The sequence below is a fragment of the Bacillus ectoiniformans genome (assembly GCF_016908875.1).
Lineage (GTDB): Bacteria > Bacillota > Bacilli > Bacillales > Domibacillaceae > Bacillus_BX > Bacillus_BX ectoiniformans.
Genome location: NZ_JAFBES010000005.1, coordinates 66070 through 82178 on the forward strand (window position 1 = coordinate 66070; position 16109 = coordinate 82178).

General features: G+C 43.0%; 17 protein-coding genes and 1 other annotated feature. Of the genes, 13 read left to right on the top strand and 4 right to left on the bottom strand.

The annotated features are described in order from the left end of the window. Nucleotides 1–9: 9 nt before the first annotated feature. Both rpmI and rplT read left to right on the top strand, forming a co-directional pair. Nucleotides 10–210 carry a 50S ribosomal protein L35 gene (gene rpmI, locus JOC78_RS08855; protein WP_204554303.1) on the top strand — a complete coding sequence of 67 codons (201 nt, stop codon included), beginning with the start codon at nt 10–12 and terminating at the stop codon, nt 208–210. 30 nt (nt 211–240) lie between these two features. Next, nucleotides 241–600 (top strand): 50S ribosomal protein L20, encoded by a 360-nt coding sequence (rplT, locus tag JOC78_RS08860; protein WP_204554305.1) that lies wholly within the window; start codon nt 241–243, stop codon nt 598–600. 56 nt (nt 601–656) lie between these two features. Here rplT and JOC78_RS08865 read toward each other — a convergent pair whose 3' ends face one another. After that, nucleotides 657–1592, bottom strand: coding sequence for an SDR family NAD(P)-dependent oxidoreductase (locus tag JOC78_RS08865; RefSeq protein ID WP_204554307.1), 936 nt, complete (start codon nt 1590–1592; stop codon nt 657–659). 94 nt (nt 1593–1686) lie between these two features. After that, nucleotides 1687–2256, bottom strand: coding sequence for a TetR/AcrR family transcriptional regulator (locus JOC78_RS08870; RefSeq protein WP_204554309.1), 570 nt, complete (start codon nt 2254–2256; stop codon nt 1687–1689). A 205-nt stretch (nt 2257–2461) separates the two neighbouring features. Between JOC78_RS08870 and JOC78_RS08875 the strand changes: the two genes are divergently transcribed. The 4 genes from JOC78_RS08875 (at nt 2462) to JOC78_RS08890 (ending at nt 4734) form a co-directional block, all read left to right on the top strand. Further along, on the top strand, nt 2462–2725 hold the full coding sequence (locus tag JOC78_RS08875) for a DUF1294 domain-containing protein (RefSeq protein ID WP_204554311.1): 264 nt from the start codon (nt 2462–2464) through the stop codon (nt 2723–2725). Nucleotides 2726–2740: 15 nt separating this feature from the next. Next, nucleotides 2741–3232: a dUTP diphosphatase gene (locus JOC78_RS08880; RefSeq protein ID WP_204554312.1), complete on the top strand. Its 492-nt coding sequence runs from the start codon at nt 2741–2743 to the stop codon at nt 3230–3232. A 12-nt stretch (nt 3233–3244) separates the two neighbouring features. Beyond that, on the top strand, nt 3245–3574 hold the full coding sequence (locus tag JOC78_RS08885; RefSeq protein ID WP_204554314.1) for a CHY zinc finger protein: 330 nt from the start codon (nt 3245–3247) through the stop codon (nt 3572–3574). A gap of 74 nt (nt 3575–3648) precedes the next feature. Further along, nucleotides 3649–4734 (top strand): M42 family metallopeptidase, encoded by a 1086-nt coding sequence (locus tag JOC78_RS08890; RefSeq protein WP_204554316.1) that lies wholly within the window; start codon nt 3649–3651, stop codon nt 4732–4734. Nucleotides 4735–4788: 54 nt separating this feature from the next. Here JOC78_RS08890 and sspI read toward each other — a convergent pair whose 3' ends face one another. Further along, entirely contained in the window at nt 4789–4995 is a 207-nt protein-coding gene (gene sspI / locus JOC78_RS08895; RefSeq protein ID WP_204554318.1) for a small acid-soluble spore protein SspI, read from the bottom strand. A gap of 115 nt (nt 4996–5110) precedes the next feature. Here sspI and JOC78_RS08900 point away from each other — a divergent pair, with 115 nt between their 5' ends. The 3 genes from JOC78_RS08900 (at nt 5111) to pheT (ending at nt 9704) form a co-directional block, all read left to right on the top strand. Next, nucleotides 5111–5866: a TrmH family RNA methyltransferase gene (locus tag JOC78_RS08900; RefSeq protein ID WP_204554320.1), complete on the top strand. Its 756-nt coding sequence runs from the start codon at nt 5111–5113 to the stop codon at nt 5864–5866. 59 nt (nt 5867–5925) lie between these two features. Next, nucleotides 5926–6154, top strand: a binding site (T-box leader). A gap of 69 nt (nt 6155–6223) precedes the next feature. Continuing rightward, the gene (gene pheS / locus JOC78_RS08905) at nt 6224–7261 is read left to right on the top strand and encodes a phenylalanine--tRNA ligase subunit alpha (protein ID WP_204554322.1); all 1038 of its coding nucleotides are present in this window, start codon (nt 6224–6226) and stop codon (nt 7259–7261) included. A gap of 28 nt (nt 7262–7289) precedes the next feature. Then, on the top strand, nt 7290–9704 hold the full coding sequence (pheT, locus tag JOC78_RS08910) for a phenylalanine--tRNA ligase subunit beta (protein WP_204554324.1): 2415 nt from the start codon (nt 7290–7292) through the stop codon (nt 9702–9704). Nucleotides 9705–10042: 338 nt separating this feature from the next. Here pheT and rnhC read toward each other — a convergent pair whose 3' ends face one another. Next, nucleotides 10043–10981 (bottom strand): ribonuclease HIII, encoded by a 939-nt coding sequence (rnhC, locus tag JOC78_RS08915; RefSeq protein ID WP_204554326.1) that lies wholly within the window; start codon nt 10979–10981, stop codon nt 10043–10045. A gap of 92 nt (nt 10982–11073) precedes the next feature. On the opposite strand from rnhC, the gene zapA reads away from it, so the two are divergent. The 4 genes from zapA (at nt 11074) to JOC78_RS08935 (ending at nt 16076) form a co-directional block, all read left to right on the top strand. Continuing rightward, on the top strand, nt 11074–11337 hold the full coding sequence (zapA, locus tag JOC78_RS08920; RefSeq protein WP_204554328.1) for a cell division protein ZapA: 264 nt from the start codon (nt 11074–11076) through the stop codon (nt 11335–11337). Nucleotides 11338–11342: 5 nt separating this feature from the next. After that, on the top strand, nt 11343–11882 hold the full coding sequence (locus JOC78_RS08925) for a CvpA family protein (RefSeq protein WP_204554330.1): 540 nt from the start codon (nt 11343–11345) through the stop codon (nt 11880–11882). A 110-nt stretch (nt 11883–11992) separates the two neighbouring features. Continuing rightward, the gene (gene polX / locus JOC78_RS08930) at nt 11993–13705 is read left to right on the top strand and encodes a DNA polymerase/3'-5' exonuclease PolX (RefSeq protein WP_204554332.1); all 1713 of its coding nucleotides are present in this window, start codon (nt 11993–11995) and stop codon (nt 13703–13705) included. A gap of 16 nt (nt 13706–13721) precedes the next feature. Then, a complete protein-coding gene (locus JOC78_RS08935) occupies nt 13722–16076 on the top strand; it encodes an endonuclease MutS2 (RefSeq protein WP_204554334.1) in 2355 nt (784 codons plus the stop codon). The last annotated feature ends 33 nt before the right edge of the window (nt 16077–16109 follow it).

Below are 16109 nucleotides of genomic sequence, written 5' to 3' on the forward strand. Positions count from 1 at the left end.
GAATAGCAAATGCCAAAAATGAAAACTCACCGCGGCTCAGCTAAGCGTTTCAAAAAGACCGGTTCAGGTAAACTTAAACGTTCTCACGCTTACACAAGCCATTTATTCGCTAACAAATCTACTAAAGCCAAACGTAAGCTTCGTAAAGCTGCTATGGTATCAAAAGGCGATTTCAAACGTATCCGCCACATGTTAGACAATATTAAGTAATACCAGGAAACACAATAGGAGGGAAATATTATGCCACGCGTAAAAGGTGGAACAGTTACACGCAGACGTCGTAAAAAAGTTCTTAAATTAGCCAAAGGTTTTTATGGTGCAAAACACCGTTTATTTAAAGTAGCTAACCAACAAGTAATGAAATCTTTACAATATGCTTACCGGGATCGCCGTCAAAAGAAACGTGACTTCCGTAAGCTTTGGATCACTCGTATCAATGCAGCTGCACGCATGAACGGTCTTTCTTACAGCCGTTTAATGCACGGTTTGAAGCTTGCTGGTATCGAAGTGAACCGCAAAATGCTTGCTGACCTTGCAGTTAGCGACGAAAAAGCATTTGCTCAGCTTGCAGACGCTGCAAAAGCTCAAATGAACAAGTAATGAAACTTCAATCAGACCAGGATCCCTGGTCTGATTTTTTAATGGGAAAATAACAATTATTTAGTCTTATTCATCCAGGCTAACGTTTCTCTGAGTCCTTCTTGATAAGACGTTTGATGGAGAGGGCCTATTTCTTTTTCGTATTTTTCCCCGCTTAATATAACTGGGGTTTCAGTTAAATACATCATCTCTACCATTTCTTTCATAAAAGGAGAGAACAGGCCGATCAATCGAATCATCGTTTTTGAAACAGGTCGGATTGATTTGCTGTAGCCAGTTTCGTCACGTAAAATTGCTACCAATTCTTCTCCAGTAATCGGACGTGAAGACGGTATATTCCAGTTCTGATTATAAGCATCCTCTCGTAAAGCCAGTTCAACCACCGCTTTTGCCCCGTCAAACGTATAAATGAATTCTCTAGCTATCTTTGTATTTCCAACAAAGTTGGCAGTTTTATTTTGAATTGCATTTTTGAGCGTCTCATAAAAAACGGTGTTCTCTGCATTAGGACCATATAAATCAGGAAGGTGGACGATTAATGAAGGAACAGAACTTTGTTTCAGTCTGTTTTCCATGTCTAAACGAATTTTTCCTTTTTTCGTATGAGGATTTTTCTTTGCTGCTTCCGTTACTTTTCCATTAGACTGTAAGCCATATGCATAAATATTGTCTGCAAGAGCAATCTTCGCTTGTTGTGTTTGAGCAGTTTTAATCATGATATCTATGCATGCAAGATGTTTTTCTTCCCATTCTGGATAAGGAAAACTCACGGCATGGAAGATTACGTCCACGCCTTCTGCGGCCTTCATCATATCACTCTCATTTAGCGCATCTCCAGGGAAAATGGTTACATGATTGTGCTCTTTATAAAGTGAATCCAACTTTGCTTTTCCTCTAGAAAAAGCGACGACTTCCACCCTTCTAGATACTAACTCGAGAACTAACGCATATCCAATTCCTCCGGATGCACCTGCAACTAACGCTTTTTTCATGAATAACTTCCTCCTTTTATTAACCAGTGGTCAATAATTAGTAAAAAATAATCTTAGCTCTAAATCCGACACTCCAGAAAAAGAGCTAATGATATTAAATCAAGGCTTTAACGATAAAATCGACATGAGCATGGGCAGCTTCTTTTGCTTCATCAAAGCTTGATACGTATCCGCGGTGATGGGAAACAAAACCGTGCAGCGACAAGAAGGCAGACCAAATATCTTTAATGGCTAAAGTGTTTTCCGATAATGTTTGAACGGACTGAGCGAATTTTTGATAGCTCAGGTTGGCAGCCTCATGGGAGAGACTATCCACTTCTGTGTTTCTTACCATAAACATCATTTCATACTGGCTTTGATGATTTAAACCAAACTCAATAAAACAGAGAAATATTTGAGATAACTTTGTACGATAATCTCCGGGACCATCTGTTATTTGATCTATGAGACTGTTTAATTTAGAGAAATCTTCTTCAACAATCGCATAAAATAAATCTGCCTTATTTTTAAAGTGGTAGTAGATGGCGCCATGACTGCAGCCGAGTTGTTTGGCTAAATTGCGCATCGAGACCTGGTGAAAATCTTTTTCAATAAATTGAGTGCGTGCTTCCTGTAAAATCATATCTTTTGTTAGTTCTTGAGAGGCTGGTTTACGAGGTGACATCGTCTCGCTCCTTTATTGACCATTGGTTAATTAAATTGTATGCTGTTTGATCCTGTTTGGCAATAGGTAAAATGCAAATTTTTATTTTTTTTATATTGAATAAACGAATGTGAAAAATATCTTTAAGAAACCTAGCTATTAATGTGTATACATTTCACAGAAAACATACTTGTCTGCTACACTAATAAAGTCAGGAGGGATGACGATGCTATCCTGGTTATTCGGTTATTTCGTCCTTATCAATTTATTTACATACATGGTGATGGGACAGGATAAAAGAAAAGCGCAGCGGGGACAATACCGGACGAGCGAACAGATGCTTTGGCTTTTAGCATTAGCGGGCGGAGCTTGTGGAGGCTGGCTTGCGATGCAGACTTACCGCCATAAAACGAAGCACACGGCTTTCGTGATTGGCATGCCATTATTAGCAATTATTGATTTAGGGTTACTATCCTTATTGTCCGCATAAAAGGAGGAAAACAGCATGAATCTGGAAAAATTATTTATGATGCAAAAATCGCTCGATCAGTATATTGAAGAAGAGCATGGTTTAGAGAAAGCCGATTTATTTGACCAAAAGGTGTTAGCCTTACTCGTGGAAATTGGGGAACTAGCCAATGAAACACGCTGTTTTAAATTTTGGAGCAAGAAAGCTCCAAGCGAACGTTCCGTTATCTTAGAAGAGTTTGTGGATGGAGTTCATTTTATTCTGTCGCTTGGGATCGTTAAAAGTTTTGAAGCAGAAGCCGAGATTTCTGGAGATCATTCAGCTGAACCTTCTATAACTGATCAATTTCTTCGAGTGTTCAAATGTGTGGAGCAATTTAAGCGTGAACAGAACATCGATTCATTTAATCAGCTGTTAACGGATTATTTTGCATTAGGTGTCCGCCTCGGATTCTCTGTTGAAGAAGTTGAAGCAGCTTATGTGGCTAAAAACGAAGTCAATTATGAGCGCCAGCAGCAAGGCTATTAAGGGGGAGTTTGTTTGAATGTAAAAGGGCATGATGTCGGCGGCAGCGTATTAGATGAAGAAACTCGCTGCGCGCACTATCATAAAGAAGTCGATCGGATCAGCATTAAGTTTTACTGCTGCGGGACTTATTATCCTTGTCATCAGTGTCATGAGGAAGACGGGTGCGGACAAGCGAGTGTTTGGCCAAAGGAACATTTTCATGAAAAAGCCGTCCTCTGCGGCGCCTGCGGTTCGGAACTAACAGTGAATGAATATTTAGGATGCGAGTCAGAATGTCCATATTGCCAAGCGGCTTTTAATCCGGCATGCAGTCTTCATCGCGAGTTTTATTTTGAGAAATAAGGCTGAATTTTTGTGCATTTCAGGAAAATCTCGTATAATGCAAACGTATACATTTATTTAAAGGAGGCGTTTCAATGGCTAAAATGGATGAGACATTAACGATGCTGAAAGAACTGACCGATGCAAAAGGAATTGCCGGCAATGAACGTGAAGTTCGTGCTGTCATGACAAAATACATAGAGCCGCTGTCTGATGAAGTGACAACCGATCACATCGGCAGCTTGATTGCTAAAAAAACGGGTGACGAAAACGGACCAAAAATTATGGTGGCCGGCCACTTGGATGAAGTTGGGTTTATGATTACCCTAATCGATGACAAAGGATTTCTCCGCTTTCAAACAGTAGGCGGATGGTGGAGTCAGGTCATGCTTGCCCAGCGTGTTACGATTGTAACTAGAAAAGGCGATGTGACTGGAGTAATTGGTTCTAAACCTCCACACATCCTGCCTCCGGAAGCGCGTAAAAAACCAGTAGACATTAAAGATATGTTTATTGATATTGGCGCTTCAAGCAAGGAAGAAGCAGAAGAGTGGGGAGTTAGACCAGGAGATATGGTCGTTCCTTATTTCGAGTTTACTGTGATGAATAATGAAAAAATGCTGCTGGCAAAAGCCTGGGATAACCGCATTGGCTGCGCGATTGCAATTGACGTAATGAAATATGTGAAAGACAAACAGCATAAAAACATTGTGTACGGTGTTGGTACGGTTCAGGAAGAAGTTGGCCTCCGCGGAGCCAAAACATCTGCGCAGACAATCAAGCCGGATATTGCTTTTGGGGTGGATGTTGGAATTGCAGGCGATACGCCAGGCATCACCAGCAAGGAAGCAATGAGCAAAATGGGCAAAGGTCCGCAGATCATTTTATATGATGCATCGATGGTGTCTCATAAAGGCTTGCGTGATTTTGTTACAGATGTAGCGGATGAACTTGACATTCCATACCAGTTTGACGCGATGGCGGGCGGAGGAACAGATTCGGGTGCCATTCATGTGACATCAGGCGGTGTGCCGAGTCTTTCTATCACCATTGCAACCCGCTACATTCATTCTCATGCAGCGATGCTTCACCGTGATGATTATGAGCATGCGGTCAAGTTAATTGGCGAAGTAATCTTGCGTCTAGACCGTGACACGGTTAACAAAATTACATTCGACTAACAAGAAAAACTTCCGGTGCATGCCGGAAGTTTTTTTGATAAGCAAGAAGCCGTGTTATTTTAATCCTTCTTCAAGTGTTTCCAGCATCTGCAGCTTTTCATTTTCATCTGCATGCTGCCAGTACACTTCAAACAGAACACCTAATCCAGGAAGCATTTTTTCTTCCCCTCGTTCAATCGCATCGACAATCGTTTGTTCCAATTGATTGGAAGAGTGTCCGGTAATGTTGTTTAAAACAGCTTGACGTAAATTAAAATTCATCACAATCGCTCCTTTTCTGCTTCATCCTTACTAATTTCTCCTGTCTCTTCATTTAATATGCGAAAAAAATGAGTTATAATGTAACAATTGAACAAGTGATAGAGGAGCGGAATACGTGAAGTTTATACAATCAGCAAAAAACCCCCAGGTGAAACAATGGAAAAAGCTACAGTTGAAAAAAGAACGTGATAAAACAGGCTTGTATTTGCTTGAAGGTTTTCATTTAGTGGAAACGGCGTTGAATCATAAAGATTGGCTAGTGGAGCTAATTGTTTCAGAAGATATAACACTGCCTGCTCACTGGAATGTCGACGGTGTAGAAATGACGATGGTGACACAAGATGTGGCGGATTCTTTAGCTTCAACGGAAACGACCCAAAGCATTTTTGCGCTATGCCGTAAGCCGGAGCTTCCTGAGGTATTAAAGGAAGGGAATTATTTATTGATTGATGCTGTTCAAGATCCAGGTAATATCGGCACGATGATTCGTACAGCGGATGCCGCTGGAATGGCTGGTGTGGTACTCGGAACAGGCTGTGCCGATCCATATAATCCGAAAGTGCTTCGTTCTGCACAAGGAAGTCATTTTCATCTGCCTATTTTTATTCAGCCTCTTAATGAAACAATTCAGGAGTTAAAAGAAAAAGACATTCCAGTTTACGGCACTTCTTTGCAAAGAGCGGTCGATTATCGGGAAGCGGGCAAAGGCAGCCAATTTGCTCTGCTAGTTGGCAATGAAGGCAGTGGCGTGAGCGAAGAACTTTTAAATCAGACGACAGGAAATCTATACATTCCGCTTTATGGGCAAAGTGAATCGCTGAATGTCGCAGTAGCGGCGGGAGTTTTACTGTATCATCTAAAGCATTCCTGAAAAAAGTTTGAATTATCGAGTGAAACTGTACTATAATATGGTTTGTATATCATATAAAGCAAAAGGCAATGACAGAGAAGAGTAGCTTATTTTCGTTTTTTCAGGAAGAAAGTGCCCCGGACTGCAAGCACTTTTATAAACGGGTAAGTGAAGTTCACCTCTCGAGCCGGCATCAGGACTGCCATACGCATAAAGATGCTCCGGTGAAAACCGTTATCCCAATGAAGTTGAACATGCCTTTGTGCATGTTAAAAAGGGTGGTACCGCGATCAAAGCCTCGTCCCTTTCCGGGAGACGGGGCTTTTTTGTGTTCAAAAAATGAATGATACTTAAAGCAAATAAAGGAGGAAATAGACGGTGGAACAGCAATTAAAAGCACTGCAAACAGAAGCCCTTCAAAAAATCGAAGCGGCGGACAATTTAAAAGACTTAAATGATATTCGCGTCGCTTATCTTGGGAAAAAAGGGCCAGTGACTGAGATTTTAAAAGGCATGGGCAAGCTTTCAGCAGAAGAACGTCCAAAGATGGGTGCGCTTGGAAATGAAGTGCGCGGAGCCATTGCTTCTAGCATTGAAGCGAAACAAACGGTTCTTGAACAGGCAGAAATTCAAAAGCAGCTTGAAAATGAAACGATTGATGTGACTCTTCCAGGTCGCTCAGTGAAAACAGGCTGCCAGCATCCGCTCACTCGCGTGGTAGAAGAAATTGAAGATTTATTTATCAGCATGGGCTACACAGTAGCTGAAGGTCCTGAAGTGGAAAAGGATTATTACAACTTTGAAGCATTGAACCTTCCAAAAGGACACCCGGCACGTGATATGCAGGATTCCTTTTACATCACAGAAGATATTTTAATGCGTACACATACATCACCTGTACAAGCACGCACAATGGAAAAGCATAAAGGACAAGGGCCTGTTAAAATTATTTGCCCTGGTAAAGTGTACAGAAGAGATAATGATGACGCGACACATTCCCATCAATTTACACAAATTGAAGGCCTTGTGATTGATGAAAACATCAGCATGGGAGATTTAAAAGGAACACTTGAAGTGTTTGCTAAGAAAATGTTTGGTGAAGATCGTGAAATTCGTCTGCGTCCAAGCTTCTTCCCATTCACTGAACCATCTGTAGAAGTGGATGTCAGCTGTATGTTCTGCGGAGGAGAAGGGTGCAATATTTGTAAAGGCACAGGCTGGATCGAGATTTTAGGTGCCGGAATGGTTCATCCAAACGTACTTGAAATGGCCGGCTTTGATTCTAAGAAATACACGGGCTTTGCTTTCGGAATGGGTCCTGAGCGTATTGCTATGCTGAAGTACGGAATTGATGATATCCGTCATTTCTATACAAATGATGTTCGTTTTCTTAAACAATTTTCAGTCCATCAATAATTTTTAATTACAGGAGGGTGTAAACGATATGTTCGTTTCATATAAATGGCTGCAAGAATACGTCGATTTAGACGGGATCACAGCAAAAGAATTAGCGGAAAAAATTACCCGCAGCGGAATTGAAGTGGAAGGGGTAGAAGTGCTTGGCGAAGGCATTAAAAATGTAGTAGTCGGCCATGTGCTTGAGCGTACACAGCATCCGAACGCAGACAAATTAAATGTCTGTTCCGTTGATGTTGGGGAAGAAGAGCCAGTTCAAATCGTTTGCGGCGCGCCGAATGTCGATAAAGGACAATATGTAGCGGTTGCCAAAGTGGGTGCGGTTCTTCCGGGCAATTTCAAAATTAAAAAAGCCAAGCTTCGCGGAGAAGCATCTCATGGCATGATCTGTTCATTGCAGGAATTAGGCATTGAAAGCAAATTAGTGGCGAAGGAATTCTCAGAAGGGATTTTCGTTTTCCCTAATGATGTAGAACCGGGAAGCAGTGCACTAGAACAGCTGAATTTAGACGATGAAGTGCTTGAACTTGGCTTAACACCGAACCGTTCAGACTGCTTAAGCATGCTTGGCGTGGCTTATGAAGTTGCAGCGATTCTTGGCCGTGATGTGAAACTGCCTAACACGGATGTGGCTGAAGGTGCTGAACAAGCGTCTGATTATATTCAAGTCCGCATTGAAGCAAAAGAAGATAATCCATTGTATATTGCGCGAGTGGTCAAGAATATTCAAATCGCTCCATCTCCGCTTTGGATGCAAACACGCTTAATGGCTGCCGGCATTCGTCCGCACAATAACGTTGTAGACATCACTAACTTTGTGCTGCTTGAATACGGTCAGCCGCTTCACGCATTTGACTATGACCGCCTCGGTTCAAAAGAGATTGTCGTCCGCCGTGCAAACGAAGGAGAAAAAATGGTGACGCTTGATGAAGCAGAGCGCACACTATCTGCTGATCATTTAGTGATCACAAATGGCCAAGAGCCGGTTGCTTTAGCCGGAGTCATGGGCGGAGCTAATTCAGAAGTGCAGTCGGACACGACGACGGTACTATTGGAATCTGCTTATTTTGACGGTCAGCGCATTCGCCAGGCTTCTAAAGATCATGGCCTGCGCAGTGAAGCAAGTGCCCGTTTTGAAAAAGGTGTGGATCCGAACCGTGTGAAAGCGGCAGTTGACCGCGCAGCTCAGCTAATGGCACAGTACGCAGCTGGTGAAGTATTAGCAGGGGACGTAACAGCTGGTGAAATCAATGCCGAGCCAAAAACAGTGGCTATTACATTGGATAAATTAAATCGCGTGCTTGGTACGGACTTGCAAAGCGGTGGAGTTGAAGATATCTTCCGTCGTCTGCAATTTGACGTACAAACGGACAATGACGAGTTTTTAGTAACGGTACCGACTCGCCGCGGCGATATTACAATTCCAGAAGATTTAGTGGAAGAAGTCGCTCGTATGTATGGCTACGATCACTTGCCAACTACTGTTCCTGTCAGCGTAACGAACCCGGGCGGATTGACAACTTATCAATTAAAACGCCGGATTGTCCGCCGTTATTTTGAAGGAGCAGGCTTAAACCAAGCGATTACGTATTCATTAACGAGTGAAAAACGTGCGAACGAATGGGCGCTAGAAACTCGTGAACCAGTCGCTTTAAGCATGCCAATGAGTGAAGAGCGCGCTTTCTTGCGCCTGAGCATCATTCCTCAGCTGCTTGAAGTGGTCGCTCATAATACGGCTCGTCAAAACGATTCCGTTTCTCTTTATGAAATTGGCTCTGTATTTTTAAAAGACAGCACAGAAGAATTGCCGACAGAAGAAGAGCATGCAGCTGGCGCTATGACTGGCCTTTGGTCTCAGCATCAATGGCAGGGAGAAAAGAAAGCCGTTGACTTCTTTGTCGCAAAAGGCGTTCTCGAAGGACTGTTTAACCGTCTTGGCCTTCAAGATCGAGTCACATTCAAAAAAGCGGAACTACAAGGCATGCATCCAGGCCGTACCGCAGCCATTGAGCTTGATGGCGAGTACATCGGCTATGTTGGCCAAGTGCATCCCCAAAACGCTAAAGAGCTCGACATTAAAGAAACGTATGTATTTGAGCTGAAATTAAATGCTTTATTACAAGCGGAAACAGAAGATCTTCGCTATGAGGCGATTCCTCGATTCCCTTCTATTACCCGCGATATTGCTTTAGTCGTAGATCGTGAAGTGGAAGCAGGAACTATGGAAGCCATCATTAAAGAAGCGGGTGGAAGTTTGTTGAAGGAAGTCTATGTATTTGACTTGTACGAAGGCGAGCATATGCAGCCGGGCAAAAAATCCGTGGCCTTCTCTTTAAAATATTTAGACCCGTCAAGAACATTAACGGATGAAGAAGTAGTGAAAGTGCATACGCAGGTTCTAGAGCAGCTGAAAGAACAAGCGAATGCAGAATTAAGAGGATAAATAGAAAGTAGGCGTCCAGCTAAGCTGGGCGTCTTTTTGATGGTGGGGAGAAGGGTGAGCAGGTGAGTGAAAGGAAAGCGGCAGTTAGTGAAAATAAACTTTGCGCGAACGAAAATAACATGAGTGTCAGTGAAAAGAACCGATGCTCGAATGTCAATAAATGAGTGATTGAAAAGAAGCCGGCAGCGAGTGAAAAGAAACTAGTTCGAGTGAAAATAAGCAGCTCATGAGTGAAAATAAAATACCTGTAAATGAATATAACCCCCGTGTATTTGCAAATAAACGAAAGGCCGAGCACAAAGAATCTTTCCAGGTTCTTTTGTGCTCGGCCTCTATTTTTATCCCTGATATTTCTTCACAAGCTTCATCGCTTTGTCTGTATTGGCAAAATGCATTTTCGTGAACTGGCGAAGAGCGTCTTCACCTTTTTCAATAATTAAACGAGCTCCGGCTGCATCGACTTGGCTTCCGGCTCCTTTTGGGATCTTAAACCCTGCCTCCGTGCTTAGTTTGTCAAATTCTTTCACAAAAGCATAGCGGGCAATAATAGAAGCGGCAGCGACAGAAAGGTGGACACTTTCACCTTTCGTGCTGAAATACACGTTTTCTTTAAAAATATTTTTTTGTTCTTTTAAATAACGGTAATACGTGGTTTTTTCTGCGAATTGATCAATTAATACCGCTTCTGGTTTCTCAGGCAGGATTTTTTCATGCAGCTTAATAAGGGCTTGGTTATGAAGCAATGCTTTTATTTTCCCTTGCGACATGCCGGATTGCTGCAGTTCATTGTATTTTTCGTTTTTAAGGATCAGCAAGCTGTAAGGAATGATTTTGATTAACTGCTTGGCGAGGCTCGCAATTTGCTGGTCATTTAGGTTTTTAGAATCTCGTACACCCAGCTGCCGCAGTTCATCCATCTGCTCGCGTTTGACATAAGCGCTTGCTACAGTAATCGGACCGAAGAAATCGCCGGTTCCGACTTCATCACTGCCGATCACGGACATGGAAGCAAACCCTTCTGGCAGAGAAGCTGTTTTCGGTTTTGCTTTTTTTGCAGGGGAGGACACCGCTGTACCTCCTTGCCAGCGGGCCGCTTCTGTCATGGCTTCCTTTCCTTGAAACAAGACTTTGCCTGAGCGGTAACCTGTGATAGAGCAGCTCGGCTTTTTAGCCGCGAATACCGCACCCGGCGGCAAAGATCCTGTCGAATACTGCTGATAAAATTCTTTCATTTGTTTAAGTGTTTGGTCAGTAACTTTTAATACAGTATGGGCCAATTGAAATTCTCCTTTGTACTTACGACTTTTCAACCTAAAACTATTCATGGTATGATAGCATGTAGGATTCTTAAAGAACGGGGGCTATCTAGTTGTCGGAAGAGCAGAAAAAAACGCGAATAACAGTAAAAATCTACGGATACGAATATACCATTGTCGGAACCGAATCTCATGATCATATTCAGCGGGTAGCTAATATGGTAGACAAAAAGATGCGGGAGATCAGTTCGGCGAATCCTATGCTAGACACGAATAAAACAGCCGTTTTAACAGCGGTCAACGCTGTTCATGAATATGTAAAATTACAAGAAAAAATAGAGAAGCTGGAAAAAGAAATTAAACAAACAAAGGATTGACATACATGCTTACAATCATCTTGCTTCTATTCCTAGTTGCCGGAATCACCATGGGACTTAGAAGAGGTTTTATCCTTCAATTTTTTCATATGGCAAGCTCCATTATTGCCATCATTCTTGCTATTATGCTTAGAGGGCAGATAGTTCCCATCTTAAAGAACTGGATTCCACTTCCGCCAGTAGAAGGGCAAGCGATGAGCCTGCTTGCTAACGGACCGGGATTCGCTGCTTTTTATTATGGAACCATTGCTTTTATTCTCATCTTCATTGTCGTGAAAATCGCGCTGTCTGTTCTAGCCTCGTTTATGAATATGATATCGCATATCCCCATCATAAGGGAAGTAAACAAAATAGGCGGAGGCGTTCTTGGGTTTCTTGAGATCTATCTGGTCTTATTTGTTCTATTATATATTGGTATGCTGATCCCTGAAAGCAGCATTCAGGAAATGATTCACGAATCACAAGCGGCCGATTACATGATCAATCGCACTCCGTTTTTATCAGAAGCACTAAAAGACCTAGAACCGCTCAATTATCTGAAATGACTTCTCTTTTTGAAAGAGAAGTTTTTATTTTGATTTCATTTTCTGCTAGTATATATAAGGAAGAAATGCGATAACGAACCAATCTACTTCTGAAAGCCAGGTGAAGAAAAATGGTGAATAAAAAGGATATCATTCGTTTGTTAGAACAAATTGCTATATATATGGAATTAAAAGGGGATAATCCGTTTAAAATCTCCGCTTTTCGCAAAGCCGCAGCGGCTCTTGAGAATGATGACCGCAGCATGAGCGAAATAGATGATGTGACCAAGCTTGCTGGTATAGGCAAAGGAACAGCGGCTGTCATTACTGAATACATCGAAACAGGATCATCAAGCACACTGAAGGAATTACAGGGAGAAGTGCCTCCGGGATTAATCCCGCTTTTGCAGCTGCCGGGACTTGGCGGCAAGAAAATTGCTAAATTATATAAAGAGCTTGATATTACGAATATTGATCAGCTGAAGGAAGCTTGTGTAAACAAGCAGATTCAGGGACTCGCAGGATTTGGCGCCAAAACAGAAGAGAAAATTTTAGCTGCTGTCGAAAACGCCGGAACGCGGCCGGAGCGGTTACCGGTTGCTTATATGAGTAAACTTGCTGAAGCAATTGAAGCTGAGCTTAAAAACATGCAGGATATCAGTAAATTTTCAAGAGCCGGCAGCTTGCGCCGAATGCGTGAAACGATCAAGGATCTGGATTTTATTATCTCAACGAATGATCCAGCGACAGTGAAAGAACAGCTGCTTGAGCTGTCAAGCATTAAAGAAATTATTGCCGCTGGAGACACAAAAGTATCAATTGTTCTAGATGGAGAGTTTGAAGTAGGAGTCGACTTCCGTATTGTCACTGATAAGGAATTCGCGACGACACTTCACCATTTTACCGGATCAAAAGATCACAATGTCCGCATGCGCCAGCTGGCGAAAGAGCGTGGGGAAAAAATCAGTGAGTACGGTGTAGAAAATATCGACACTGGTGAAGTCACGACGTTTGAGACCGAAGCAGAGTTTTACCGTCATTTTGGTCTGCCTTGGTTTCCGCCTGAAATCAGAGAAGACGGCAGAGAAGTCGAACAGTATAAAGAAGGCGAGCGGTTAATTGAACTCACGGATATACAAGGCGACTTGCATATGCATACAACGTGGTCAGACGGTGCTTTTTCAATCGAAGAAATGGTAGAAGCATGCCGCGCCAAAGGCTATCAATACATGGTGATTACCGATCACTCCCGTTATTTAAAAGTAGCGAACGGATTATCTGTTGAACGCCTATTAAAGCAGAATGAGGAGATCAAGAGCCTGAACGAGCAATATTCTGACATTGAAATTCTATCGGGTATTGAAATGGATATTCTTCCTGATGGAACGCTTGATTACGATGATGAAGTATTGAGTCAGCTCGATTTTGTCATCGCCTCGATTCACTCGAGTTTTTCGCAGCCGCAAGAAACGATCATGAAGCGGCTAAAAACAGCTTTATCTAATCCATATGTTCATTTGATTGCTCACCCAACTGGCCGGTTGATCGGCCGGCGCGATGGCTATGATGTGAATATGGATCAGTTGATTGAGCTGGCAAAAGAAACGAATACAGCCCTTGAATTAAACGCTAATCCGCATCGGTTGGATCTATCTGCTGAAAATCTGCGAAAAGCACAAGCAGCGGGCGTTAAAGTGTTTATTAATACCGATGCCCATGCCATTGAGCATTTGGAATTTATGAATACCGGTGTGAAAGCGGCCAGAAAAGGCTGGCTGCGCCCCGAAACCGTCATCAATACGTACAATAAAGAGGAGTTACTGTCCTTTTTAAAAAGAAAGTAAGGGGGAAGCCTTCTAAGTGAACAGCAAAGTACTAGCAACACTTGAATTTAATAAAATCCGGCAGCAGCTCGCTGAACATGCAGCTTCGGCGCTTGGGCGGGAACAGGCGGAGAATCTAATGCCTTCTCTGTCGTTTGAGGAAGTTGTGCGCTTTCAGGAAGAAACAGATGAAGCGGCGCAAGTGCTTCGGCTCAAAGGACATGCTCCGCTTGGCGGCATCCATAATATCCGTCCGCATGTGAAGCGTGCCCAAATCGGCGGTGTGCTGAACGGAACTGAATTTGTACAAATTGCAAGCACGATCCATGCAGGCCGAATGATGAAGAACTTTATTATGGATTTAAATGAAGAAGAAGACATTTATCCGATTCTTTCAGAAAAGGAAGCAGCCATTCCGGTATTGACAGCACTTGAGCATCAAATTAAACATACTGTCGATGAACATGGCGGCGTGCTTGATTCCGCCAGTTCCGCCCTTCGCCATATCCGGCAGCAGCTCCGGGCGAATGAAAGCCGGATTCGCGGAAAGCTAGAGAGTTTAATTCGCGGGCGCAATGCGCAAAAAATGCTGTCAGATGCTATCATCACGATCAGAAATGACCGCTATGTAATTCCAGTAAAGCAGGAGTATCGTTCTCATTATGGAGGAATTGTGCATGACTCTTCTTCTACTGGCCAAACGTTATTTATTGAGCCGGAATCTGTCGTTCAAATGAATAACCAGGTGAGAGAATTAAAAATTTCTGAACAGCAGGAAATCGACCGCATTTTTGCAGAGCTGTCCGTTGAAGTGGAAGCACATGGCCACGAGCTCTATGTCCTTGTCGGCGTGCTCAGCGATCTTGACTTTATGTTTACAAAAGCAAAGTACGGAAAAACAATCAAAGCGACGAAGCCGGCGGTCAATGACAACGGATTTATCCGCTTGAACCAAGGCCGCCATCCGCTGCTTTCAATTGAAGAAGCTGTGCCAAGTGACATTGAACTTGGAAAAGACTATACATCTATTGTAATTACCGGACCAAATACGGGCGGAAAAACCGTGACGCTTAAAACGGTAGGTCTAACGGTGCTGATGGCGCAGGCGGGCTTGCAGATTCCGGCACTCGACGGATCAGAAACAGCTGTCTTTCAATCGGTCTATGCGGATATAGGGGATGAGCAGTCGATTGAGCAAAGTTTAAGTACATTCTCCTCTCATATGGTGAACATAGTAGATATTTTGAAGAAAGTGGATCATGAAAGCCTGGTGTTATTTGACGAGCTAGGCGCAGGAACAGATCCGCAGGAAGGAGCCGCATTAGCGATTTCTATTCTCGACGAAGTCCATAAGCGCGGCGCCCGAATTATCGCAACTACTCACTATCCGGAGCTGAAAGCATATGGATATAACAGAGAAGGCGTCATTAATGCCAGTGTGGAGTTTAATGTAGAGACATTAAGCCCGACTTATCGGCTGTTAGTAGGAGTGCCGGGACGAAGCAATGCCTTTGAGATCTCGAAGCGGTTAGGATTAAGCGCAAGTATTATTGATCAAGCGAGACAATCGGTGGGTACGGACACGAATGAAATTGATCAAATGATTGCCTCTCTTGAACAGAGCCGTAAGCTTGCGGAAGAAGAAGAAAAGGAAGCGAAGGAATATTTAAAGCACGCCGAAAGACTTCACGAAGATATGCAAAAGCAAATGCAGGATTTCTACGCCAATGAAGAAGCATTAAAAGAAAAAGCCCGGCAGCAGGCAGCAGAGATTGTCGAACAGGCAAAAGCGGAAGCAGAACAAGTCATTCGTGAGCTTCGTACACTTCGCTTAGAAAAAGGAGCAGAAGTAAAAGAGCATGAATTGATCGATGCGAAACGCCGTTTGTCAGAGGCAGCACCTGAACCGAAGAAAGCGAAAAAGAAACCTAGCGTGAAGGCAAAACAAGGCTTAAAACCTGGTGATGAAGTAAAAGTGCTAAGTTTTGATCAAAAAGGCCAGCTGCTTGAAAAGAGCGGAAAAGACGAGTGGCAAGTTCAAATTGGCATCATGAAAATGAAAGTGAAAGAATCAGATATGGAATTCGTCAAATCTGAGAAGAAGCCGGATCCTAAACCGATGGCTTCGCTTCGCGGCAGGGATTTTCATGTCAATCTGGAATTGGATCTTCGCGGTGAAAGATATGAAGATGCGCTGGCTAAAGTGGAGAAATACATTGATGATGCGCTCTTAGCCGGGTATTCCAGGGTATCGATTATTCACGGAAAAGGAACAGGCGCTCTAAGAAAAGGTGTGCAGGATTACTTAAAGGGCCATCGTTCAGTGAAGCGTTCGAGATTTGGTGAAGCAGGAGAAGGCGGCAGCGGAGTCACTGTAGTTGAGTTAAAGTGATGAAACAGAATATGAGCAGAGGGGCCTTAAGCA

Bases quoted from the DNA above. Each gene is read 5' to 3' on its own strand.
- JOC78_RS08925 (WP_204554330.1), top strand. From the start codon at position 11,343: ATGCTTACAATCATCTTGCTTCTATTCCTAGTTGCCGGAATCACCATG.
- rplT (WP_204554305.1), top strand. From the start codon at position 241: ATGCCACGCGTAAAAGGTGGAACAGTTACACGCAGACGTCGTAAAAAA.
- JOC78_RS08880 (WP_204554312.1), top strand. From the start codon at position 2,741: ATGAATCTGGAAAAATTATTTATGATGCAAAAATCGCTCGATCAGTAT.
- JOC78_RS08870 (WP_204554309.1), bottom strand. From the start codon at position 2,256: ATGTCACCTCGTAAACCAGCCTCTCAAGAACTAACAAAAGATATGATT.
- sspI (WP_204554318.1), bottom strand. From the start codon at position 4,995: ATGAATTTTAATTTACGTCAAGCTGTTTTAAACAACATTACCGGACAC.
- polX (WP_204554332.1), top strand. From the start codon at position 11,993: ATGGTGAATAAAAAGGATATCATTCGTTTGTTAGAACAAATTGCTATA.
- pheT (WP_204554324.1), top strand. From the start codon at position 7,290: ATGTTCGTTTCATATAAATGGCTGCAAGAATACGTCGATTTAGACGGG.
- JOC78_RS08875 (WP_204554311.1), top strand. From the start codon at position 2,462: ATGCTATCCTGGTTATTCGGTTATTTCGTCCTTATCAATTTATTTACA.
- rpmI (WP_204554303.1), top strand. From the start codon at position 10: ATGCCAAAAATGAAAACTCACCGCGGCTCAGCTAAGCGTTTCAAAAAG.
- JOC78_RS08890 (WP_204554316.1), top strand. From the start codon at position 3,649: ATGGCTAAAATGGATGAGACATTAACGATGCTGAAAGAACTGACCGAT.
- JOC78_RS08865 (WP_204554307.1), bottom strand. From the start codon at position 1,592: ATGAAAAAAGCGTTAGTTGCAGGTGCATCCGGAGGAATTGGATATGCG.